Below are 24,721 nucleotides of genomic sequence, written 5' to 3'. Positions count from 1 at the left end.
CTACAAAAATTATACTCTAACAGTAAACTTATTTGTGTTTTAAAAACCCTAGGGTTCTCTCCCTAGGGTAATGTTTGTTAATGCTATTTTAAACTACTATTAGTATAAAAAGTCTAATTAAAATTTAAATTAAAGCTTTAATATCTTCAGCTAAATCTAGCCTTTACATTTTTTGTACATTAATAGCTTGAAGTCCTTTTTCACCCTCTATCACATCAAAGGCAACTTCCTCCCCTTCATGTAAATCCTTATCATGAGTTTTTTCTTTCACCTGGGAATGATGAACAAATACATCTCTTCCATTATTCCCTGATATAAACCCGTATCCTCTTTCATTATCAAACCACTTTATTATTCCTGTTTCCATATCTAATACCTCACTTTTCTTTAGTTAATTATAGTATGCATCAATAAGTTTTAATATTTATATATAAATTGAAACCCTACTTACTGATATTATTCCATATGACAGAACTGTATTTATATAACTTCAACAATGGAATATATTTCATAAACATTAACCTATAAAATTCTTTCGGTATTATTATTTGCACAATGTTTCATATTTAATACAACACGTGGTTGGTAATTTTTTACTTTACCATATAGTTAAAACCTTCTGGAAAATTTAATTTAAAATACCATTTTCTTTATATATAAATCTTTGCATTCCTTCAAGTCTATAAAGTCTCCATCACTAAGGAGTAAAGGCCTTCCGATATCATTTATATCAATCTTTACTATCTTACATATTGCCCCAGAGTTTAATAACACCCTTTCTCCCATGTAGTAATTTGCAACATGACTTAAAAATACATTACAATACTCATAATCTAATTTTCCCATGCTTTCTTTACGTATGATTTCTAAAGCCTCAAAAGGAGCCTTACTTTGTTTGTAAACTCTATTTGAGTTCACCGCATCAAATACATCTGCTATTGCAATGATTTTGCTGAAAACATGTATCTTGTCTCCTTTAAGTCCTAAGGGATAGCCAGAACCATCTTCTCTTTCATGATGAGTAAGAACGGCATACCCTACGGATTTATTTAAAAATGGTACATCCTTAATATAGTTATACCCTATAACAGGATGAGATTTTATAATGTTAAATTCTCGTGTTGTCAATGCACTAGGTTTATCTAACACTTTTTTGTCTATCTTAGTTTTACCAAAGTCATGTAAAATTCCAGAGTACACTAATAGGTTTATTTCATTATCATTAAGACCTATCCACCTTCCAAGAATAGAACTTAAGGCAGTTACATTAACACAATGCCTATATATAGAATCTTCTCCACTGCCATGTAAAACTATATTCTTTATGATTGAACTAGTAGCTTCTAATTCAACTTGAATTTTTTTTGCAAACCTTTTAACTTCTTCTATCCCTGATACCTTTAAATTTTCCATATCTACAAATACTTGCTCTACATCAAAAGATAGTTCAGTAAAGGTTTTATCTACTTCTTCTATAGTCTTTGCTTTTTTAATATCTTCATCCTCATAAGTATCTTCTTCTATTGAGTAAACTTCAATTTCACTAATAAAGTAATTATCCTTTAACTTTCTAATTGCTGTTTCTGTAATAGAAACACCTTGGTTTATTAGAACTTGTCCATTAATTTTTATTTCTTTGGCTATTCTCATTCCTACTTCAAGATCATTAATAGATATACTTTTTTTATTAATTACCATATACACCCAACCCCTGATAATAATTATACTAACTATTATGAATTTCACCATTAAACCCATATATTTTAGAGCATTACTTTCATATATTCGCCATAATTCACTTTTACCCTTTGATGAATTATGGCTATTTTTGTCACTTTACCCTCAAATTTGTTTTTTTACGATTTTTAATTATAATACTCTAGTAATTTCATGTATCTGTCAACTTTTTCCCCAATAAAGTTGTTTAATTAAAAGTTTATTCCTATGATATTTTATATAGAAAACAAAGTCTGATTTTTATATACTTATTTTAAAATTAAGCAAAGCTCTATAAAACTATAAAAGTAGGATAGGGTTACCATCCTACTAAACTTATTTGAATTTTAAAATTATACGTAAACCTATAACATCCATTAGAATTAAATTTTACTTTATTTATCGTTTATAATTCTATTAACTTTATAGGCTCTGTGGTTGGTGCTTCAATAATTTCTCCTCTAATTGTATATCTTGAACCGTGACAAGGACAATCCCAACTCTTTTCAGCATCATTAAAATGAAGTTCACAACCTAAGTGTTTGCAAACAATATCCACTATATAAACCTTACCACTTTCATCCTTATAAGCTCCAACTTTTTCATCCTTATAAATTATATGAGTACCTTCACCAAGCTTTAAGTCTTCAAGAGTTTTTGTTGTATTATTGAGTCTTGCAGATATTAAATTTTTAGTGGCCTCTTTAACATTGTTTCCAAGCTCCATTATAGATGGAGCTAGGTCGAATCTTCTAGCAGAGAAAATATCCCTATGCTCATTTATTTTTCCCGTGATTTCATCTGTAATTATCATAGCAGCCACCATTGAGCTACTCATTCCCCATTTTTTAAAACCTGTGGCTACATATAAGCCCTCAGTATTCTTTCCATACTGACCTATGTAAGGAATATCATCTAATGGCATCATATCTTGAGCACTCCATTTAAAGTGAAGATCAAACTTTCCGTCATAAACTACTTTTGCATACTCAAATAAATTATTGTAACACTCTTGGGTATCATTCTTTTCTCCTGTTCTATGTCCTTCTCCCCCAAGAATTATGTACTGCTGGCCTTTCACTTCTTGTGTTCTAAAGGATCTTGCAGGATTCTCATAGCTTTTATACATGCCATCTAGTGGAAAATCCGGTGCTGTTAGTCCTAGTGCATAAGATCTTTCAGCATGCATTTTAGTAAAGTACAAGCCATATCTATCAAAAATAGGAAAGTGGGTTGCAACTACTACATTACTAGCATAAACGGTTCCTTCTTTAGTAATTACTTTGTAGCCTTTATCTTCATTCTCTAAGTTTACTACTCTTGAGTTTTCAAAGATGTGACATTCTCCGCCTTCTATTTTTTCAGCAAGGGCTAATAAATACTTTCTTGGATGAAACTGAGCTTGATTATCAAAGCATACTCCACCTTTTATATCAAAAGGAAGAGATGATTCTTCAATAAATCTAGCTGGAAGTCCAATACTTCTTGCTATCCTTACCTCTTCGTGAAGCATAGGAAGATTTTCTTCAAGTAGAGTGTAAATTACATTAATCTGCTCTTTAAAATCACAATCTATTTTATTTTCCTCTATAATTTCCCTAATCTTTCTAATAGCTTTTTCGTTGGCAAGTCCATATTGCGCAGCGTTATCTTTTCCATAGTTCTCTGTAATTTTAGTGTAGAAAACATCATGTAGAGATGTGATTTTCGCAGTGGTATTAGCAGTAGTTCCCTCACAAATTCTATTTGACTCTAGTAAGGTTACTCTTAATCCCGCCTTTTTTAATAGATAAGCTGTGGTTATCCCAACAATTCCTCCACCTATAACTGCCACATCAGTTTTAAGCTCTCCTCTAAAGGTTTCATAATGTGTAATTGGTGTAGTTTCAAGCCATAAAGATCTATTAAAATTTCTCATAAAAAAAACTCCTTTATAAAAACATTATTAAATGTATTATTTATAAAGGAGAATCTAATTATTCATCTGTATTTGCCCAATACTCAAAAATTAGTTTAATATTCAACAAGTAGTAATTATAGTACTGTCCAATTTAATACTAAACGCCTATTATTCCTCATCGTAAAAATCTAAAAAGGAATGCTTCTCTCCACCTTTTTCCCATCCTAAGATAGCTTCCATATTAACATTTTCTGCTGCACGGAAAATGGATTTATCTACATCCTTAAAGTCTTCTTTTATCTTTTTAATCATGTCCTTAATTTCATAACGCTTATTTCCGATTCTCTTTGCTGCAACCATACAAGCACAATTAAGTGGCCATATTCCAGCATTTTGAGTAAATCTTTGTATATACTCTTCTTCCACATAGTAAAGTGGACGAATAAGTTCTAGACCTTCAAAGTTAGCTGCCTTGAGCTTTGGCATCATGGTTTTAAAGTTTCCTGCATAAAGTACATTAAGCATAGTAGTCTCAATTACATCATTAAAATGATGTCCAAGAGCCAGCTTATTACAGCCAAGCTCCTGAGCTTTAGCATAAAGAGAACCTCTTCTCATTCTTGCACACATGTAGCAAGGATAATCCTTCGCAATTTTATCCACTACAGTAAAAATTCCAGATTCATATAGATGAATTGGTATATTTAAATAGTTACAGTTATCTATAAGTAGCTCTTTAACTTGCGGATGGTAACCTGGGTCCATGGCAATAAATTCAACATCAAATTTCATTTGACCATGTTTCTTTAACTCTTGGAATAACTTTGCAAGAATTAAGCTATCCTTTCCTCCAGAGATACCTACTGCAATTTTATCTCCTTCTTCAACTAGCCTATAATCCTTTATTGCCTTTATAAACTTTGACCAAACAGTCTTTCTATATGTCTTAACTAAGCTTCTCTCTATTTCCTCAAGGGGTTTTCTTTCATTAAATGGTACTAGTATATCGCAACCGCTTCCTGCAATTTCGCTCATTGTTTTCACTCCTAATTAGTTGTGTTATATCTCTTAATTCCTTCAAATATTATAACACCTTTATTATAATTTGTCTTTGGAAAGTATTAGTTTTATCACAAAGCCTACATTATATTGTAAACTAAAAGAGCACAAGATATAATCCTGTACTCTTTTTTCCTCCCACCTACTCTATGAAGCTTTTTATACCTATATAACAAAGTTACTGCTGGTATTTCGAAGTTGCTGACACAACTGTTTTAATTCTTCAGAAGCTGACTTTATGCTTTCTATGTCATTAGCCTGTTCTAAAGTAGAGTTATTAACGCCCTCTGCAGTTGCTAGTGTCTCCTCAAAAACCTCTGCTACTACTTTAACTTTTTCATTCACTGCATCCTTATATTCCTCAATAGCTTCTATGTTTGTGGATACCTTATTGATGTTTTTTTCTAGATTACAAATAGCTTTTGTAATATACTCAAAAGCCTTAGAAGTATCCATCACACTTTTTTCTGTTTCTATGGATAAGTCTTTAGAAAGCTTTATATTCTCTAAAACCTCCTTAAAGGACTTCTTAATTTGTTGAACAATTTTACTTATACTTTCAGTGGACTTTGCACTTTCACTAGAAAGCTTTCTAACCTGATCTGCTACCACTTGAAACCCTCTTCCCGCTTCTCCTGCTCGTGCTGCTTCAATGGATGCATTTAGAGCTAGTAAATTTGTTTCTTCTGTAATTCCTCTTATAGTATCACTTATCTTTGATATGTTCCCGATATTCTCCACCAAGGAATTTGCTTTAGTCATCACCATTTCATTAGCTTTAATATTTTTGCTGTAAATTTGGTTTAACTCTCTTACGGCATTTTCACCTTGTGAACAATACTTTTTAACACCCTTAGAAGAACTGAGCATTTCCTGAGAATTGTTTATGGTTTCATTCACTGCCGCTGTTAAAACTTCAGAGTTTTCAGCAGTATTTTTTACTATTTCACATTGGTCCCTTGCACTTTCAGAAATATAGTTAATGCCCTGAACTATAACTCTTGCACTTTCATTGGTATTATTAATTGATTCTGAAAGTATATCCGCTGCCTGCTGTACTTTATTGCTACTATCCTTCACACGTCCTAACAGCAATACCATTTCATCAATCATTCCATTGGCACAGTCTACAATATTCGAAATTTCTAAAGAAGTGTTGCTTTCTAACTTTAGCTTTGTAGTGAAGTCTCCTCTTTGAGTTCTTTTTAGCAATTCTTCTATTTTAGTTATTGGATTGGTAATATTTTTTGTAAATTTTATTCCTAATGCAATTACGGCTATCAATAATATTACAACAACATATATAGGACCAAGAATTACTTTCTTTAATAGCTTATTGTATTCCTCTGTTGGAATAAGTCCAATGGTGGTATATAAGCCCTTCTCATTAGCCTTTTTATATGCAAAGTAATCCTTCTCTCTAAATGCTACTCTTACAAGCCCTTTTTCCTTACTCATTATCTCTTTAATATATGGTTCTTCACCTAAGTTCTTTCCCATTAAACTTGCAATTCTACTAGACATTGTTACATTGTTATTATCCATTACTATGGCTAACCCTTTATCCCCTAAGGATACCTTCTCTGTAACTTCATTTATAGCTTCTAGTGTTATATCAAGGGCAAGAATTCCTAATGTATTTCCTGAAATATCTGTAACTGCCTTAGATAGAGTCACTACATTTTTACTAGTTTTTTCATCCTTTCTAACCTGAGATACATACACCTTTGAAGTATTATTTCTAGCTTCCTTATACCAGGGTTGTACAACTAAAACATCAGTGTTCACATTTTTAAAGGGAAAAGAATAATATTCATTATTATCACTTAAGAAATATACTGTATTGCACTGTTTATTGGAGGCTTTAAAGCTTTCTAAAGTTCTTAAAAGTCCATCCTTAGCTTTATTAGTTTCATTCCCATCCACCACATAAGGATTGTTAGCTAACATAGTCAAATATTCACTGTTCGCTTCAATAATGCTATATATTCCTTCGTCTATCCTCGATACAGATTGGTCATATAGCTGTTTAAAATCTCTTTCCGTGCTTTCTGATAAATTAAAATACATAAATAAACAAACTAAGCTAATCGGTATAATAGAAGTATAAACAAGAAGCTTTATTAGCTGATATCCTAGTCCTTTTCTCCCTACTTTACTTCTGTTAATCTTAAATTTACTTAAAGTAAACTTTACAGCTGTAACTTTACTTAAGGAATTTTCATTCTCAACTTTTTCACCATAACTTTTATCACTACTAGGTTTACCAAAAATATTAAACTTAAATTTACTCTGCTTAATTCTTTCAAACTTCTGCTTTATGTTCATATCCATAACGTTCCCCCAGTTACAATTTATTACATCCTTATGTTCTCATAAATAAAAAGCTTTGTGGGGATTGTGCATTGGGTTTAACTTGGATTAACTAAGACATAACAAACAAGGATTTTTGTAAAGTTTTTAAGAAATATTTAACCTAAAAATAAAAAAAGAGTAAGTTGTAAACCCTACTCTTTAAGCCTATACGGTGTAGTTTAATATCTTCTAAGGAACCAATACTCATCCTAGTATTTTTCTATACCTTTTTTGTAGATGTTTTTCTCATACTTACATAATGTGTATATGAACTTATTATAAGCACTACTAAGGCTACAATATGAAAGGTATTGCCAAAACCACTGGTCCTGCTTGTGATAAAAGAATACCCAAGCCAAACTACACATAGAATATTTATTATTAAGGATATTTTATTACTCATCAAAACACCTCCTTTAACCCTAAACCCGTATAAACACTATATATGGTTATATTCTTATCTAGATGCCTACATATATTTATATATTCGTATATTTACTTCTTCCTGCTTCCTAACTAATATTTCTATGAAAGCTATGTTTAATAACATCTATTTCCATAATCATTGTCTTTGTAGAAAGTAGCCTTTCATCTATAAGTAGTTAAATAATATCATATATATTGGAATAAATATTAAGCTAAGGGCTGTAGTTAATGTACAAAGTACTGTAGCTTCTTTATAGTCTCCTCCATAGGCTTCTGTTACTATGGCAGATTGGGTCATAACTGGCATGGCTGCTTCAAGAATAAAAACTTTTTTCATAAGAACAGGAAATCCAAATCCTCCTATAATCAGAAACATCACTACGGGAGCTAATAAAAATCTTCCAAGGATTACTGCTACTGTTTCCCTGTTGAAGCTAATAGACTTTTTATCTAATCTGGTTAAGGTTATTCCCATAAAGAAAATAGAAAGGGGAGTTGTAAGACTTCCCACATAGCTACAAGCTGATAAGAAAAACTTAGGGAGTCTTATATCTAAAAGAATTAAAATAACTGAAATTATAAAAGTAACAATTGGTGGAGTAATTATATTTTTTAAGGAGTCTAAAGAAAATATATTAGCAGATACTTGTCCACTATCCTTTTTAATACCATACACTCCTAAAGTCCAGAAAAATAGGGTATTGGTTATGTAATAAAGAAGTACAAATTGAGTGCTTTCCCCTCCAAATAATGCTGTGTTCACTGGGAGTCCTATGAATATAGTGTTGGATAGTCCAAACATAACACTAAAAAGTCCTCTTTTTCTTTTATCAACCTTAAGAATTCCACCAAGAACATGTCCGATTCCATAACAAATTATCATGTTAAGAAAAGCTAGTCCAATACCTAAAGAAGAGGTTGTTAAAACATCCTTTGTGAAGGAGGAAGTTAAGTTTACTATCATAAAGGCAGGAAGAGAAACTTTCGTTACAATCTTAGAAAAAAGCTTTCCAGTATTTTCATCAAACCAACCTTTTTTAGTTAAAACTACTCCTAAAGCAACCATTATAAATATGGTTAAAACACTTTGTAATGCATCAAGTATCATTTTAATTCTCCTTTATTTCTTGAGTTTCTATACCATTATAAATATTTCTTTTATCTATACTTAATAATTTATTTTCAAAAATTCCAATTTCATAATTACTTATCTTAGAGTTAGTAAGTGTAACTCAAGAGACAGCAAAACTACTTTTTAGCTTTGTATCATAATGTAATAGTATCAAAGATTATTATTAAGAAGCAAGTTTAAAGAGCCTTAAGCACCATAGTAGTGCTTAAAGCCCTTTTTTTTCATTATTTAAAGTTCTTTAAAAGATCTGCAAAAGGATTATTAAAATCCTCCTCTGCTTCCTTCTTCATTTTTTTCATTAGGTTATTTACTTCTTTTTTATTTACCTTATCAGATTTCTTATCAAATCTTTTATTAAATACAGATACTTTTTCTCTAAAGTTACAGTTGGTATTTGGGCAAGCATAAATTTGTCCTTCACCCTCACCTCTAATTTCTAATCTCTTTTTACATTCAGGACATCTAGCATTAGTAACCCTAGCTACTCCCTTTCTGTAACCACACTCTCTATCTTGGCAAACAAGCATTTTACCCTTCTTGCCATTAACCTCAAGCATGTATTTTCCACATTCAGGGCACTTGTTTCTAGTCATATTATCATGCTTAAATCTTTCTTCACTACTTTTTATTTCATTAACTACCTGTTTAGCATAGTTTTTCATTTCATTGATATAGGTATCTTTGTTAAGGTTCCCCCTAGCAATTGCAGCTAACTTTTGCTCCCACTGTGCTGTTAAGGTTGGAGATTTTAAATCTTCTGGAACTAGCTCTAAAAGCTGCTTTCCCTTTGAAGTTATGAAAATATCCTTGCCTCTTTTTTCTATAACAAAGGTGTTAAATAGCTTTTCTATAATATCAGCACGGGTTGCAACGGTACCAAGTCCCCCTGTTTCTCCTATGGTTTTCTTTAAAGCACTATTTTCCGTATCCATATACTTCACTGGATTTTCCATAGCTGAAAGCAGTGTTCCTTCATTAAAAGGAGCTGGTGGCTTAGTTTCACCTTTAGTCTCTGTTATAGATATAACCTTTAGCATGTCTCCCTTATTTAAGTTAGGCATGATTTGTTCTCTTACATCATCTTTACCATCTTCCTCCTCAAAGCTATTGTCATAAACTTCCTTCCAGCCTTGAGCTAGTATAACCTTCCCCTTTGCAATGAAGTGTTCTCCTCCAATGCTAGCTGTTACTGATATTTGATTATATTCAAAAGGTGGATATAAAACTGCTAAGAAACGTTTTACTACTAGGTCATAAATCTTTCTTTCCTTATCATTGAAAGCACTTAAATCTGGTACTTCTTCTGTAGGAATTATAGCATGGTGGTCTGAAACCTTACTGTTATCTACAAAGGACTTGTTCCCTTTAATAGAACCCTTTAACACTTTAAACGCCACCTTAGAATAAGGTCCTACAGCTACAGCCTTAACTCTATCCTTTAATGTATCCACTATGTCTGATGTTAGGTATCTTGAATCTGTTCTAGGGTAAGTTAGAACCTTATGACTTTCATATAACTTTTGCATAATAGATAAGGTTTCTTTTGCAGAAAAACTAAATATTCTATTTGCATCACGTTGAAGCTCCGTTAAATCATAAAGTCCTGGTGCAAAGGATTTTTTATCTGTCTTGCTTACTTCAATAACTTCAGCATCCTTATTTCGTAAGCTTCCCATTATTTTATCTCGCTTTTCCTTATCAAAGGTTTTAACATCCCTTGTTTTACTATCCTGCCATACAAGCTTTATATCTTTAGTATTAGCAGTAATTCCATAATAGCTCTTAGGTTTAAAGTTTTGTATTTCTTCTTCTCTTCTAGCAATTATAGCAAGGGTTGGAGTTTGAACTCTACCACAGGATAATTGGGCATTATACTTGCAAGTTAGAGCACGAGTAGCATTAATTCCAACTACCCAATCTGCCTCTGAACGAGCAACAGCAGACGCATAAAGATTTTCATAATCTTTTCCTGGCTTTAACTTGCTAAAGCCCTCTTTAATTGCCTTATCTGTAACTGAGGAAATCCAAAGTCTTTTTAAAGGCTTTTTAACCCCAGCTTTTTCAATTATCCATCTAGCAACTAACTCTCCCTCACGGCCAGCATCTGTTGCTATAACAATTTCAGTTACATCTTTTCTATTCATTTGCTCTCTAACTGCTGAGAACTGCTTTCCACTTTGCTTTATAACTACTAACTTTAAATATTTAGGAAGCATTGGTAGATCTTCAATTCTCCAAGACTTATATTTTTCATCATAAGCCTCTGGGTCTGCTAAAGTTACTAAGTGTCCTAAAGCCCAAGTAACTATGTACTTATCTCCCTCTAAATATCCATTGCCTTTTTTATTACAATTTAAAACTCTAGCTAAATCCCTTCCTACAGAAGGTTTTTCAGCAAGAACTAATATTTTACTCATAAAAACATCCTCTCAATTTATGTAGATTTCATATATAAGTTAAGTCCTGCATTTAATTGCCTATATAAAATAATTTTGGTTCTAATTTAAATTATAACTTTCTTTTATAATACTAACACAAATAAAATATTTAAGAAACAATGGGACACTATTAACACTTTATTCACACCTTTGCCACCTAATTGAAATATAGCAACTGTAATATACTAGTCATAGAATATGTATTCTAGAAGTTAACCCCTAAACCCAAATCGCTCCTTTTAGCTATAATTAAGTTAGTACCCTAACCCTGCTAACCTAATTATAAGTAAAAAAGTTACTAGAAAGTACTAAATAAACTATCTTTCTAGTAGCTTTTTATTATGCATGAATTTATATACCTCTATTTCTCATATTAACTATTTCCTATTTATCATTACTACAATAAGCTTAGTACTCATTATAGCCAATCCTATCTTAAGTAATCTTTATTTGTGTAATCCTTATTTTGCTTTATTTACTTACACCTTTTTATCGTTCTTAAGGATACTTAAATACCTTTGAAAATCCCATCTTTTTAAGAAGGTTTCTGTATACTTATATCCAAGTTGAAACAATACCTCCTTATACTTATGGACTATATCAAAATCTGTAGCTGAAAGACCTTGATATTCAATGGTTATAGTTCTAACTAAATCCTTGTCTCTAATAAATCTTTCTCCATTTACATCTATGGGTGCACTTACTACTTCCTTTGTAAATTTAAACAAACTACACCTTGTACTTTTTTGTTTAGGCCTTATTTTCTCTAATCTGAGGCCAACTGTTGGCCACCTAGGAAGCCCCTCTACATCAAAAATCCATATGGGGAAGTTACTCAAAAGTCCTCCATCCACAATGCAGCTTTTCCCCTCTTTATAATCTAAAATATAGGGAGTAAAGTAAAAGGGAATACTTGCACTCATTCTCACTGCTGTTGCAATATCAAATTCCCAAGGGTCTATACCATACTTTTTTAAATCCTCAGGAAGTACTAACATATCACCCTTAGTTACATCTGAAGTTATAATTCTCAGCTTGCTGTTGCCATTTTTCATTACATGCTTAAACTTTGTAACTCCTTTTGCTTCTAAAAGAGGTCTTATCCAGTTCTCTATGTTTTCTCCATTGTACAGTCCATTTTTACCTAAAAACTCAAGTGGTCTTGGTATAGGAATTTTCCAATATCGTTGGCTCTTTTTAAATATGGAGAAATTAGTATTTCCTATTATGTCATATAATTCTTCTACAGAATACCCTGCTACCACTAATGCAGCTACGATTGCTCCAGCTGAGGCTCCAGCACATCTTTCAAACTCATATCCGTTCTGTTTAAGTGAGGCTAAGGCACCAACAAAGCAAATACCAAGAACTCCTCCCCCTTCAAAAACCATATCTACTTTCATAAAAAAACACCTCCTAATTATCATATTCATGATAGCCTAGGAGGTACATATTACTTGCTATGAATTTCTATCTAATAATCTTTCGGTTATCTCTAACAACATATCTTTATACTGATTTTCCGGTAATTTATTAATAAACTTAAAGGCTTTATTTGTGTATTTTTCCGCAAGGGACTTAGCTTTTTTTACACCATCATATTTATTTACTAATTCCATAATACTTGAAACATCTTCATCTGTGATAGTTTCTTTATCTAGTATAGCTCTAAATTCTTCCTTATTTTTCTCCATGGCATAAATTAGTGGAAGATTAAAGATGCCTTGTTTTATGTCTGCTGCCACTGGCTTACCAAGGATATTTCTTTCTGAAGAATAATCTAAAATATCATCAATTATTTGAAAGGCCATTCCAATATTGTGACCTATTTGCCAAAATTGTTTGCTTAACTTTTCATTACAACCTGCTTCTGAAGCTCCACTATAAAAACTTAGTGAGAATAACTCAGCAGTTTTTCCTTGAATTCTAGATAGATATTTCTTAACAGAAGTATCTACTAGGAACTTAGAATTCATTTGATCTATTTCACCTAAACAAATTCTTTCCATTGCTCTTGAATCTATTTTAATACTTGCTAAAGAAGAAGAATGTGTTGATAGAAGTTTGAAAGTCACACAAAACAAATAATCTCCAATATAAACTGCATAATCCTTGCCATACTTAGACTGAAGAGTTTCTTGCCCTCTTCTTGTCTTCGCATCATCTATAACATCATCATGAACTAAGGTGGCCATATGAAGCATTTCAACAGCTGCAGCAACTGCTCTACTTTTTTCTTCATTATATTCCCCAAATCTTGATGCTATTAAAGAAAAGGCTGGTCTTAGAAGTTTACTACCAGAATAAATTAATTCTTTTATGGAGCTTTCAATTCTTTTATCCTTGCACTTAATGTTTTTTTCCATTAATTGAAGAACACCTTCTAAATCCTTTTTTAATTCTGGATACTTGTCCCACATTTTGTTAACCTTCATAATATCAACCTCTATTAAATGTATTTATATAGATAATTTTTAACTCTAGAAAAGTTAATTTTCCTAGACTTGCACATAACATTTTACTTTAAAATAATGAATGAGTTCACTTTATTTAACGACTTTGAAAGGAGATTTAAATTCTACCTAAAGAAGATAGAGAAAGTTTCTTTGCAAAGTATCATTAAAACTTCCCATTTTAATCATATTAGATTTTAACCTTAGAATCCATAGAATTTTACAAAAATTTCAAACCTATAGATTACCTATGTACTTATATAATATAGTATATTACTATTTGTAATAAATTATAGATTTTTTTAAGTAATATTTTTTCTTATATGAGATTAGATTAAATAATGAACAAGTTCATTTTGTTCATCCACTTTGGAAGGAGGATTAACTCACTCCTAAAGTGTGGTTAAAAATTCATCTTTCAAATCCATATAAAAAGTTAGCATCTATAAAGATACATCTTTATATCTTCATAGATGCTAAACTAATTTTACATCTTACTACATTGTAATTGATTTATTGTTTTCGTATCCATATATTGGTTTTTCTTTTCCGAACCACCATTTACCCAGGGTTTTTCCTAGCCATGGCATTACGTAATAGTCAAGTCCTAGTGTTCTACCAGCACCCCCCATTAATGCAATTGATCCGAAGAAATACCATAATATTTCCCATCCAGCCATTGCTGAAAGAATAAAGTTACATACCATAAATGCTGATGCTGCACTAGCAAGCCATGTAAATAATCCTGCAAGTAAAGCTAAGCCCATTCCTATTTCTAGGAATACAACCATTCTTTGGAACCAAACAGCTATTTCTGGGTTTGGAATCATAAATTCCATTATAGATTTAAAGAAACCAGGCATTTCACTAATTATTGGTGTTGGCCATGAAGTTGCTGCTGCCCCTGCTGCTTGAGACGCACTTGTTGCTGCATCTGCTGCTCCTGCCGCTGCTGATGCTCCTGAAGTACCTGCAGCTTGTAACCATTCAAATGGCATTTTTACATTACCAGCTTTTAACCAGCTATCTGCTCCAATACCCTTAAACAAGTCACCTAAAGTACTAAAGCTTTCTGTTGCTGCTTTCCAAGTTCCTTCTCCAAAGAACTTTTTAGCACCCTCTAATAACCACATGCAACCTATAAATAACCTTAAAGGCACAAGCCATAATCTATTTCCATGAGAAGACACGTGTCCTCTTATTATTGTTCTGTTGTCTTCCATGTGGAAGAATTCGTGTTGCAAATATCTCCAAATTAAGTAAAAACCGCCTATTCCAAATAGGTAGTACATGTTAACCATGTGCTTAGTCATCATTGCGAAAAGACCTGACATTTTAATTCCAGCTGTATTAGCTACACAGTACTTTCCACCAATTGATACCATGAAACCATGATATTTTGGACTAAAGTTAACCTTTTCTCCATTTGTCATATGAGCCATTATATTCTTAACTGCTGTTGCTGCAGTTTGCTCTGCCGCTTCAACGATTTGTGGGTTAGTAACGTTTCCTTTAGCATCTGTGTTAAGTGCTAAGTCTCCAACTACATATACCCCTTCTTTTCCAACAGCTTCCATTCTCTCGTTTACTTCTAATCTGTTAGCTCTTCCAAGTTTTAAACCATATTCTTTAGCTTCTTCAGTTCCTTGGATACCGCATGTCCAAATTAATGTTTGAGTTGGTATAACTTCACCAGTTTTTAGCTTAATGTTCTCTGCTGTAACTTCAACTATTGGTGATTCTTTTAATACCTTAACACAATTCTTAGCTAAATATTTTTCAGCCTTATCTGCTTGTTTTCTGTCAAGCATGTTTAAAATTGTGCTTAATGCTTCAACTACAAGAACTTTTACTTCATTTTCATCAATCTTGTACTCTCTAGCAAGTCTTGTTTTCCACTCTAAAAGTTCTCCAGCCATTTCTATTCCTGTAAACCCTGAGCCTGCTACAACAAATGTAAGCATTTCTCTTCTTTTACTTGAATTTCTCTCTCTTGAAGCCTTCTCAAAAGTCTTTGTTATATGCTCTCTTAATCTGATAGCATCTTCAAAAGACCATAGTGTAAATCCATTTTCTTTAACTCCTGGAACTCCAAAGAATGCAGGTTCACTTCCTGTACCTACTATTAGATAGTCATAAGTGTAACTTCCAAGTTTAGTTGTAACTACTTTTTTATCAGTATCTACATTAGTAATGTAGTCTGTTACTACGTTAACTTTTGTTCTGTGGAATATTTTCCCTAAGTCAACTTGTACTGATTCTGGATGAACCCTTCCCCCTGCAACTTCGTGCAGTTCTGTCATTAATGTATGGAATGGGTTTTTGTCTATTAAGGTTATATTTATGTTAGAGTCTTTTTTGTATTTTTTAGCAAGCATTTTTGCAGCATGTACCCCAGCATAACCTGCCCCCAAAATCAGGATATTTTTTTGTTTATCCATTCATTTCACCTCATTAATAATTAATAAGTTATAATTTTAACATTTCATATTATATTAATATTCTACAACTAAATGTTAATAATGTAAACAGGGTAATTTTTGTATTTTTATTATCAATTTGTAGTAAAAAAATAAGTTCATTTTTCTTAAACTAATAAGTATACACTGTTACCAATACTATTATACTTTAGTTTTTAAGATTTTAATACTATTTTATGAAATTTTTTTTGGAAATTCGCAAGTATTTATTGTTAAACTAAAATTAAACAAATTGAACTTTTTTTCACTAAATTAAATTTCCCACTTCTTTATTATGATTAATTTAATTTACTCTATTAACATTTCAACTGTCTATTATATGTATATATTGTCATTAAAGGTTGTATTTTACAGAAACTTATTATAAATAATAGGTAGATAATTTAATAGTTATAAATTTATCTACTTATGTATCTCCTGTTATATTTAATAAAAATATAGGTTATAACCTCAAGCCTAACAGCTTATTGTTATAACCTAACTTCTTATCCTTATATGTGATAATTCGCCTATCAAGCAACTGCTTAATAAGCTTATCATGTCACAAAAATGTTTTAATATTAGCTATTTTTCTGTCCCACTTACCTATTATTAAAAGAATATAGATAAGATGTTTACTATAATCATAATCAGTAATAAGGATCCATTCATTATTAAAAAATTCTTAACTCCAAGAACAAAAGTTTCACTTTTAACTTGCTTTTTATAGAACATATTTATGTGCTTATTCACTGGAATTATTGTAAGTAATACAAGTAAAACAGCTAACGGTGCAATTTTTAATATAACCATAGCTATAATTGCTAAATACCCAATATAATATAAAGCTTTAAATAATCCTAAAGCAGAATTTTTTCCTATATAATAAGGGAGTGTATATCTTTTATTTATGATATCTTCTTCTAAATCACAAGTATTATTTGCTAGCATTATATTAGCAATCCCACCTACTGCAGGTATAGATATTAAAAAAATATATATTACTTCTAATACATTAACCGACATATTGAAAATTCCATTTTGAAATCCTATAACAACAATATTGCTATCAAAAATATGAATATATATAGATAGAAACAGTATTACAAAGCCCATAAAAAAGCCTGAAAACATCTCTCCTAGCGGCATCCGTGAAAGAGGAATTGGCCCAAAAGTGTAAAGAACCCCCGTGGCAAAGGAAACTGCTCCTATTAGTAAAACTACAACATCTGTCTTAACTGTTAAAATAGCGCCAAATACAACAGCAATGAGAACTAAGGTTATTATAATTCCAACTACTGTGCCTTCCTTTAAATTATCTTTTCCAATTATGTTAGCCTTTCTATAACTATCATCCTTTGTTCTTGTAGCTTTTTTGTAATCATAATAATTATTAATAGCAGTAGTTGCCATATCAAAGGAAATTAAGGAAACAAACATAATAATAAAATTCTCTAATTTAAAGCTATCATACCTATATAAAGTAAACATGGTTCCTAAAAGAAAAGGAATCATACTTGCTACTTTGGTTTGAATTTCTACTAGTTTTAAAAAACTGCCTATAGACATAGTCACTCCCCCTTAAACAATATACAACTGTCATCTAAGAAATATTAAATCATTTGTAAAAAGTTATATCCAAGCTTTAAACCATAATAAACAATAATTATTCCGCAAATTATATTAATAACTTTTATTATCTTTACATTAAACTTTTTTCTAAAAACTGATACTATTGTAGTTAATCCTGTAAACCAACTAAAAGATGCCAAACAAACACCTAAAATAAATATTGCTGATGCCTCTTGTGGAAGTGATGCCCTGAACCCACCTAGTAATAGTGACCCATCAATTAATGCTTGTGGGTTAATCCAAGTAACCATAAAGCAAGTTGCTACAACTTGTCCTAATGTTTTGTTTATATCTACTTCTCTATCTAAATTTGGTGTGCTTCTTAAAAGTCCAATTCCAATATAAATTATTGCAAGAGAACCAACAAGTAAGATTATCCCTCTTAATAACTGCGACTTTTCCATTATAGCACCCATGCCAAAAAAACAAGCTAGTGCCAAAGAGATATCAAAGAATATGGTAATTAACGCCACTTGGTATGCTCTAAGTCTATTTTTACCAATAGCAGTATTAATTACATAAATATTTTGCATTCCAATAGGTGCTACATAAGCAAGCCCTAAAGTAAAGCCTTGTAAAAAAATTTCCAATGCCCTTCATTCCTTCCCCATGTTGAATTATAAACTGAGTTTATATTTTTTATACTATAGAGAACCAAAGTTAAAACTTAACTTATATATAAATTCTAATCTGGCCCCTTTTTTCAACTTCAAAGCTATTTTAACATATAATTACAACTTAAAACTAGTGCTATGTATTTAAAATACTACTTATCATTAACATTGCCAATTTTTGTAACCTTTAACTTTATAACTTCATATACTATAAAGAATCAGTATGTTATTGAGGAGATTTTATGGCAGACATAGGAAGATTACAAGTTCAAGTTTTCCGAGGAAATACTTATATTCCTGTAACAAATGCAAGGGTAACAGTTACTCCTACCAGTACTGCTGCCACTAGACAAAATACAAGAGAAACTGGTACTCTTACCACAAATACAGAGGGCCAAACACAAGTAATAGATTTAATAGCTCCTCCCGTGGAGCTTTCATTAGACCCAAACAACACCACTGAACAGCCTTATAGTACTTGTGATATCACTGTAGAGGCTGAGGGTTATGAACCTTTTATCGTAAGAGGGTGTCAAATTCTCCCTGAAAACACCGCTCTACAAGTATGTAACTTAAATCCAGCTGATATAGTTCCTTCCACCGGAGCAACAGGGGCTGCACCTACAGCAAGCACGGAAGGTGCTAGGGGATGGTGGAGTAGAGAAATATTGGAACCTGCTGAAATTGTTCAAGTTCCTGCCAATACTTTATTTGGTAACTTCCCACCTAAAATTCCTGAAGATCCTGAAAAAACTTTACCACCACCACCTAGTGGCTTTGTAGTTTTACCTAGACCCGTGGTTCCTGAATTTGTAGTGGTTCATGCAGGCGTTCCAACTAATACAGCTGCTCCAAATTACACTGTTAGGTTTCAGGATTATATTAAAAATGTAGCAAGCTCTGAGATTTATGCAACTTGGCCAGAAAACACCATTAGAGCTAATATCTACTGTATTTTATCCTTTACTTTAAACAGAATTTATACGGAGTGGTATCGTGGAAAAGGCTATAAATTCGATATAACAAACTCAACTGCCTTTGATCATGCTTTTACTTATGGGCGAAATATCTTTGCTAACATTAATAGAATAGTCGATGAAATTTTTACTACTTATGTAAGAAGAAGGGGAGCAAAGCAGCCACTACTTACTCAATATTGTGACGGAAGACAAGTTCAATGTCCTGGTTGGCTTACTCAATGGGGAAGTAAAGACCTAGGTGACCGTGGTCTTACACCCTATCAAATTCTAACTAACTTTTACGGAACTAATATTGACCTAATTCAAGCAGAAAAGGTTTCTGGTATTCCAAAGTCTTATCCTGGATATACCTTGAAAATAGGTAGCAGAGGTGAACCTGTTAGAACTATTCAAACCTTCTTGAATAGAATATCACAAAATTACCCTGCTATTCCTAAACTTGCTTTAGATGGTATATACGGCTCTGGCACTGCAAATTCCGTGAGAACTTTCCAAAGAGTTTTCAATCTTCCTCAAACGGGAGAAGTAGATTTCGCAACCTGGTATGCAATTTCTAATATTTATGTTGGTGTTACTAAGATTGCAGAGCTTAGAAGTACTGTTGCCCCTGAAACCCAAACAGCTCTATTTATTCCTCCTACTCCTTATAGAAATGATGTGAATATACCTACTGTAAGCTATAAAAGATAGTTAAAAAGCAAGTAGTATCATCTACTTGCTTTTATTTCCTTAAATCAGCTCTCTCAAGGTTTCCTCATCTAATATAATTACCTTTTTAGTTCCAACTAACTTAATATAGCCTTCTTCCTCAAACTTTTTCAGTTTTCTGCTGATGGTTTCTCTAGCTACTCCAGCATAACTACCCATATCTTCTCTGGATATAGAAAGCTCTATCTCTATTCCTTTTGTAGTCTTTTTTCCATCACTTTCTAGCATATCAATTAAAAGATAGGCAAGTCTCGATTCAACATCATTAGTTGCTAAATGTTGTGCAAGATTTTCCACCTTTGAAAGTCTATCTCCTACCACTTCTAATATTTTTATGCCAATTTCAGGTTTACTTAAGATTATACTTTTCATTTTTTCTTTAGTTAAAGTGCAAATCTTAGAGTCTATAATAGCTTCTGCACTAAAGCCATATTGAGAATTCTTAAAAAGATTTAACTCCCCAAAAAAATCTCCTTCAGATAATATATGTAAGATTTGTTGTTTTCCATCTTTAGTGTACTTATAAAGTTTAATTTTCCCCTCATTAATAAGATATAGAGTTTGAGCTTCATCCCCCTCTAAAAATATGGTTTCTCCCTTTTTATAGTTGTTATGCCCTGTCATATTAACAATTTCTAGGAGTTCATCATTATTCAAATTTGAAAATATAGGTACCTTACTAGCACATAACTTATTTTTGCATCTATCACAATTACAACTCAAACTAATCCCTCATTTCTAAATTTTTTACAAAATAATAAAAGTAGCAATGGATATTATCTCCATTACTACCTTTATTATTAATTATTTAATATAAAACTTCAATATATAGTTAACATTTAAATTGCTTTATTTCAACTATTCTTCGTAGCTTACATTAAGTTATGCCCTTGAAAATTCTACCCTGCTAATATCTCACTAATACCATTTACAGATTGCTTAAATTTGTTTACTTCTTCTTCTACCGCAAACTTAACCCTTATTGGAGCTTGTATACTATCCATTCCAGTAGATTTAATAATAAGTGAACTATCTAGAACCTTTAAAGTTGATGCTTTTAAGTAATCATTGATAATTTCTATGGCTTCTCCACTCCATCCATAAGATCCAAAGGCAACCCCTACTTTTGAGTTTAAGTCCATATTCTTAAGTTCTTTTAAAACTTCTTCTATTTTTCCTACCATGTCTCCATAACGAGTAGAACTTCCAAAGAATAATATATCTGAGTTTAAAAGTGCTTCTTTAGCATTTTCTACATCCTTATCTTCTTTTACATTTATTATAGTAGCTTCAATTCCTTTATTATTTAAAGCTTCTCCAATGAAGTTAGCTAATTTTTTAGTGTTACTAGTCATAGTAGAAAATAAAATAGCTGCCTTTTTATTAACTTCCTCAGTTTTGCTCATATTGTCATAAGAATCAATGTATTTTCTTGCATTATCTCTTAGAATATAACCATGAGACGGAGCAATAACCTCTATATCTAAAGCTCTAATTTTTTTAATCATATCCTGAACATAGTTCTTATGTGGGTTCATGATAAGGCTATAATAAACCTCAAAATCTCCTGTAATATCTTCAGCGGCTAAATCGCTAAACAAGTCATAAGTTGCTACGTGAGTACTGAATATATCACATGGATATAGTGTTTTGTCTTCTACTGCATAAGTCACCATAGTCTCTTCAGTGTGGAGATATGGAGTTTCTAAGAACTTAAGGGTTTTACCACCAATATCAAGAGTATCTCCATCTCTAACAATTAAAAATTCTCTATTATGAAGCTTATACATTTCCTTTAGTTCTTGTACTCCGAGCTCAGTAGCTACTATTACTGCATTCTTCGCTTTACTTGCAAGCACTGGAAGAGCTCCTGAGTGATCTGGCTCCACATGATTTATTACTATATATTTAATTTCCTCAAAATCTATATACTGCTTTAAGTTTTCTACATACTCTTTTCCAAAGCTTATATCCACTGTATCTATTATTGTAGGTCTTTCAGTTTTTAATAAATAACTATTATAAGTTGTTCCTTTTTCTAAAACCAATCTATGAAATGGAACCTTTCTATCATCTACATAACCTACCCAATAAGCATCTTTTCCTACTAATATATTGTTTTTCATTGTTGTTTCCTCCCTTAAATCATAGTTTTTATTTTTATATCCCTTATATTAATTTTAAGCTTTATAATTTTTAGTTCCTATGGTAAAGCTTCCTAGCTTTAAATTTTATATTTTTAAAGTTTTGTTTTATTTCATGACTTAATTATAGGAGGATTTAAAAGTTAAATATGTGATTCAAATCAAAATCACAATAAAAATAGGATAAGAAATTAAAAATTCTTATCCTATTTTATACATTTATTTGATTTATAACATTATAGTATTCATGAAAAATACAAGTTGTCACTGCTTAAAGGTACTATTTATGTCACAAATTTTATTTGTTTAATCATTACTTTTTAATCATTATGCTAGCTGATGAATTATCCTTAGCTTGATTTGTTATTTGAATCTTCAAGCCATACTTAGGAATATTAGTTCCAAGAGTAGGTATCTCAACATTTGAGTAGTTATTGCTATCATCAAAGCTCGGCTCTGTAAATCTATATTCATCAATAGGTGATCTTCCAAGTTCTGCATCTGTGTTGATATTTATAACAGCTTCCTTATTCTTACTAAAGGCAGCATCATGCATTTGATATCTTCCACTTGCTAAACTAGATGGTGTTTTTCCATCCGCAAATCTCCAAAGCACACTTTTTTGATCCGCATCAATTACACCAAGATAACCTTCTCCTGGGTGAACTCCCCTCCAGTTATCTGAATAATAATCATCCACATACCATACAACCATACCTGGGTCATAAGCTAAAGTTTGCCCCATTACACCGATATTTGCAAGTCCCTTATCTACTCCGTGGTGATTTCTCCATTCAACTAAATAATAATGTGGAGCATAAATAGTTCCTGTGTCTTGTTTAAATCCACTCATTGCAAATTTAGAAGTTCCTTCTGCATCATCTGAAAGCAGCAAGTTAGCTCCATCTACTAATTTAATGTCATCTACATAGAAGCCTGCTCCAAAGGAATAAGTATCTGTTTGATATTCAAACTTAACTTCTACATTCTTACCTTTAAATGCAGTTAAATCAAATATTCCATCTACCCAACCATTAGAAGTCCCTGTAATCCCATGAGGAACTACAACACTTGCTTGAGGATCATGCTCAGTTGTTGTAATGTTTCCTTGAACGCATGTCCACGCAGTTGTCCCTACTTCTCTAATTTGAACTGTTGCAAAATCCCATCCTTTTTCAATATCGTACCAAGTTTTAAAGTTAAGACTTGGATTTGAAGTCTTTGTTAAATCTACTTTAGTAGTCATATTTGTAAGAATTGGAGCTCCATCCTGTCCTTTTCCACCAAAGTAAATACGCTTTCCACTAAAAGGTTTAACGATTTCATGTGCCTTATCTGGTAAATTAATTCTTACTACTTGTCCCTCTTCACTAGCTTGTCTTAAATTTAAACGAACTCCAGCCTTTGAAATTTCATTGTAGTTAAGAGTTATTTGTTTTTGCCAATTACCACCATAGTTTGCTTGGAAGAATTGTTTCGCATATGGACTGAATCCAGTTGGCTCCGTTCCACCAATTTTTCCTGCCCAACTTCCTGAAGACATAATTGACCACATAGATATTGGCTCTCCTGAAGGTGCTGTATAATCTGTATCATACTCATCTGGAAGCCCTAAATCGTGCCCAAATTCATGAGCAAAAACTCCTGCTGCTCCATCCTCTGGCTCTATTGTATAATCATATGCATAGTATTCAGTTCCTGGTATTTTATACATGCCACCAAGATTCCATCTATGAGACCAAATTGCATTAGAACCTAAGTTTCCACCACCAGCTTCTTCACCAACTCCTGCATGAAGAACCATTAAATGATCGATTACTCCATCTGGTTCATTAAGGTTTCCGTCTCCATCTAAATCATATCTATCAGTTTTATCAAAATCAGCTAAATTTATATTTGGGTCTTTAGCTGCTAATGCAAGAGCCTCAGCCACTGCATTTCTTGGCCTTATATCATTAGAACCTCCATTTTTAGCTCCGTAATAAGCTGCATCCTTTGACAGTGTATACCAGCCTGCAACTTTCCCTTTTATGTTAAGACTTCCCCCTGACTGTTCCTTGTAATATTGTTTCATTGAGGTAAATCTTTCCCCATTAGGACCTTCATAGCCATTATCCCCAAAAATCATATCCTCAAAGTGCTTATGACTATAATCTTTGTAATACATATCGCTCTCATCAGGCTGAATATTATTATGTTTATAGTCATTGAAGTCTACGAGTAGTGTTAGTATGTTTACTTCCTTTGGATTATTATCTGGCTGACTTGATTCAAATTTATATTTTTGAACCTTTTGATTTTGTTTTGCTTTTAAGTCTCTTTCCATCTTAGTTGGTTTTTGTTTTTCATTTGCTTTTGCACTGTCTTGCATATACTTCATAAATGCTTTATGTGCTTCTTCATATGTGGCATCCTTAGGAATTTGTCCTTCCTTTTTCAACATTTCAATAACCTTTTCTTCATTTGCCACAGACAAATCAACAGGCCCACCATACTTGTAGTAGGCATTTTCATTTGTTGTTTGACTTGGGTTTGTTTTTTGATTATTTAGCATCGACATAGATGTAGTAGCTGAAGAGCTCACTATCACTGATAAGGACAACATAGTTGCAAGTACTTTTTTAGAAAACATAAAATCCCCCCTATAATTGTTAAATAAAACATTTGTTGTAAACACTTTATTAACATTATATTCTATAAATTCA

Annotated in this window: 17 protein-coding genes; 1 reads left to right on the top strand and 16 read right to left on the bottom strand. The window is 32.0% G+C overall.

Annotation, left to right across the window (positions count from 1 at the left end):
* Nucleotides 1–163: 163 nt before the first annotated feature.
* The 13 genes from B3040_RS13440 to B3040_RS13380 all read right to left on the bottom strand — a co-directional run bounded on the left by B3040_RS13440 (nucleotide 164) and on the right by B3040_RS13380 (nucleotide 18,160).
* Complete coding sequence (locus tag B3040_RS13440) at nucleotides 164–367, bottom strand: cold-shock protein (protein WP_291574135.1); 204 nt, start codon at nucleotides 365–367, stop codon at nucleotides 164–166.
* A gap of 266 nt (nucleotides 368–633) precedes the next feature.
* Entirely contained in the window at nucleotides 634–1,698 is a 1,065-nt protein-coding gene (locus B3040_RS13435) for an HD-GYP domain-containing protein (protein ID WP_291574132.1), read from the bottom strand.
* 424 nt (nucleotides 1,699–2,122) lie between these two features.
* The gene (locus B3040_RS13430) at nucleotides 2,123–3,634 is read right to left on the bottom strand and encodes an FAD-dependent oxidoreductase (protein WP_291574130.1); all 1,512 of its coding nucleotides are present in this window, start codon (nucleotides 3,632–3,634) and stop codon (nucleotides 2,123–2,125) included.
* A 150-nt stretch (nucleotides 3,635–3,784) separates the two neighbouring features.
* A complete protein-coding gene (locus B3040_RS13425; protein WP_291574128.1) occupies nucleotides 3,785–4,651 on the bottom strand; it encodes a tRNA 2-thiocytidine biosynthesis TtcA family protein in 867 nt (288 codons plus the stop codon).
* A gap of 189 nt (nucleotides 4,652–4,840) precedes the next feature.
* Nucleotides 4,841–7,009 carry a methyl-accepting chemotaxis protein gene (locus B3040_RS13420; protein ID WP_291574126.1) on the bottom strand — a complete coding sequence of 723 codons (2,169 nt, stop codon included), beginning with the start codon at nucleotides 7,007–7,009 and terminating at the stop codon, nucleotides 4,841–4,843.
* Between the two features lie 241 nt (nucleotides 7,010–7,250).
* Nucleotides 7,251–7,433 carry a hypothetical protein gene (locus tag B3040_RS13415; RefSeq protein WP_291574123.1) on the bottom strand — a complete coding sequence of 61 codons (183 nt, stop codon included), beginning with the start codon at nucleotides 7,431–7,433 and terminating at the stop codon, nucleotides 7,251–7,253.
* A gap of 189 nt (nucleotides 7,434–7,622) precedes the next feature.
* The gene (locus B3040_RS13410; RefSeq protein WP_291574121.1) at nucleotides 7,623–8,564 is read right to left on the bottom strand and encodes an AEC family transporter; all 942 of its coding nucleotides are present in this window, start codon (nucleotides 8,562–8,564) and stop codon (nucleotides 7,623–7,625) included.
* A 248-nt stretch (nucleotides 8,565–8,812) separates the two neighbouring features.
* Nucleotides 8,813–11,005, bottom strand: coding sequence for a DNA topoisomerase III (locus B3040_RS13405; RefSeq protein WP_291574119.1), 2,193 nt, complete (start codon nucleotides 11,003–11,005; stop codon nucleotides 8,813–8,815).
* Nucleotides 11,006–11,505: 500 nt separating this feature from the next.
* A complete protein-coding gene (locus tag B3040_RS13400; RefSeq protein WP_291574116.1) occupies nucleotides 11,506–12,429 on the bottom strand; it encodes a patatin-like phospholipase family protein in 924 nt (307 codons plus the stop codon).
* 57 nt (nucleotides 12,430–12,486) lie between these two features.
* Nucleotides 12,487–13,461, bottom strand: a complete 975-nt coding sequence (locus B3040_RS13395) for a polyprenyl synthetase family protein (protein WP_291574114.1) — start codon at nucleotides 13,459–13,461, stop codon at nucleotides 12,487–12,489.
* 515 nt (nucleotides 13,462–13,976) lie between these two features.
* Nucleotides 13,977–15,920 (bottom strand): FAD-dependent oxidoreductase, encoded by a 1,944-nt coding sequence (locus tag B3040_RS13390; protein WP_291574111.1) that lies wholly within the window; start codon nucleotides 15,918–15,920, stop codon nucleotides 13,977–13,979.
* Between the two features lie 630 nt (nucleotides 15,921–16,550).
* Nucleotides 16,551–17,507, bottom strand: coding sequence for a 1,4-dihydroxy-2-naphthoate polyprenyltransferase (gene menA / locus B3040_RS13385; RefSeq protein ID WP_291574109.1), 957 nt, complete (start codon nucleotides 17,505–17,507; stop codon nucleotides 16,551–16,553).
* A gap of 44 nt (nucleotides 17,508–17,551) precedes the next feature.
* Complete coding sequence (locus tag B3040_RS13380; RefSeq protein WP_291574107.1) at nucleotides 17,552–18,160, bottom strand: LysE/ArgO family amino acid transporter; 609 nt, start codon at nucleotides 18,158–18,160, stop codon at nucleotides 17,552–17,554.
* 266 nt (nucleotides 18,161–18,426) lie between these two features.
* On the opposite strand from B3040_RS13380, the gene B3040_RS13375 reads away from it, so the two are divergent.
* The gene (locus B3040_RS13375) at nucleotides 18,427–19,854 is read left to right on the top strand and encodes a peptidoglycan-binding domain-containing protein (RefSeq protein WP_291574105.1); all 1,428 of its coding nucleotides are present in this window, start codon (nucleotides 18,427–18,429) and stop codon (nucleotides 19,852–19,854) included.
* A 39-nt stretch (nucleotides 19,855–19,893) separates the two neighbouring features.
* On the opposite strand, the gene B3040_RS13370 is transcribed toward B3040_RS13375, so the two are convergent.
* From B3040_RS13370 to B3040_RS13360, 3 genes are all read right to left on the bottom strand, one after another.
* Entirely contained in the window at nucleotides 19,894–20,601 is a 708-nt protein-coding gene (locus tag B3040_RS13370) for a Crp/Fnr family transcriptional regulator (protein ID WP_291574137.1), read from the bottom strand.
* 170 nt (nucleotides 20,602–20,771) lie between these two features.
* Entirely contained in the window at nucleotides 20,772–21,998 is a 1,227-nt protein-coding gene (locus tag B3040_RS13365; RefSeq protein ID WP_291574104.1) for an FprA family A-type flavoprotein, read from the bottom strand.
* 331 nt (nucleotides 21,999–22,329) lie between these two features.
* Nucleotides 22,330–24,648 carry an immune inhibitor A domain-containing protein gene (locus tag B3040_RS13360; RefSeq protein WP_291574101.1) on the bottom strand — a complete coding sequence of 773 codons (2,319 nt, stop codon included), beginning with the start codon at nucleotides 24,646–24,648 and terminating at the stop codon, nucleotides 22,330–22,332.
* Nucleotides 24,649–24,721 lie beyond the last annotated feature (73 nt).

This window comes from Clostridium sp. UBA4548 (genome assembly GCF_002387895.1).
Taxonomy (GTDB): domain Bacteria; phylum Bacillota; class Clostridia; order Clostridiales; family Clostridiaceae; genus Clostridium_J.
The sequence above is the reverse complement of the archived record's forward strand: the minus strand, read 5'-3'. Positions and strand labels throughout refer to the sequence as shown.